This is a genomic window from Oleiphilus sp. HI0043, assembly GCF_001634935.1.
The window spans coordinates 1-805 of the sequence record NZ_LWEY01000383.1 but is presented as its reverse complement, the minus strand read 5'-3'; the positions used below and the strand labels follow the sequence as shown (position 1 = coordinate 805).

Genomic DNA, 805 nt, shown 5'->3' with positions numbered 1-805 from the left:
ATGAGACATCCATTGTAGCGGTTCAAAGGCAATTAAGTAACGAGTCCGAGTTTTCTTCCCAGAAATATAAAGCAGACGTGTATGGTGAACGCCTTAAATCACTAGAGGCAAGCCGTAATAATTTGTTGTTAACCTATACTGAAGATTACCCTGATGTAGTAAGTTTAACTTATCAGATCGAAGATATTCGTGATGCTATGAGGCAAGCCGATGCGAATAAGAACTCAGATAATGATAATTCGGGAGCTGGTAACGAGCAGGAAGCAGTATTAAACCCATTATATCAAGAGCTTCGAAGTAGCTTGTCGAACGCTATTACCCGAAAGCAGACGAAAGAAAAACGCTTAAGTGCGTTACGGGGCTTGATGGATAAAGAGTTTGACCGGCGCAAACGTATTGCAGAAAGAGGAGCGGAAGAGGCAGAGCTTACTCGAGACTATACAGTGACTAAGCGTATCTATGAAGATATGCTTGAGAGAAAAGAGAAGGCTCGTTTATCAATGACATTGAACGTTGAGGGGCAGGGTGTAACTTATCGTATTCAAGAGCCGGCTTTACCGCCGCTTAACCCTGTTGGCTTGCGTTTTTTACACTTTGTTTTATTGGGGCCAATAGTCGGATTGTTGGTCATTATAGGTTTGGCTGTTGCATATATTTTTGTTGATCAGCGAATTCGTTTTCCTGAACGTTTACATGAGCTTGATGTAACGACTTTAGCTGTCATTCCTCATATTAAGACCGCTTTTACAAAGCGCGTTGTAAGAATTGATATGATCATTTGTGTCGCGCTTTCTATTGTAATTTT

Annotated in this window: 1 protein-coding gene; it reads left to right on the top strand. The window is 41.1% G+C overall.

Annotated features, from left to right (window positions below; genetic code table 11):
- Nucleotides 1–805: hypothetical protein (locus tag A3729_RS32250; RefSeq protein ID WP_197475581.1), on the top strand; the 805-nt coding region annotated here is incomplete at both ends.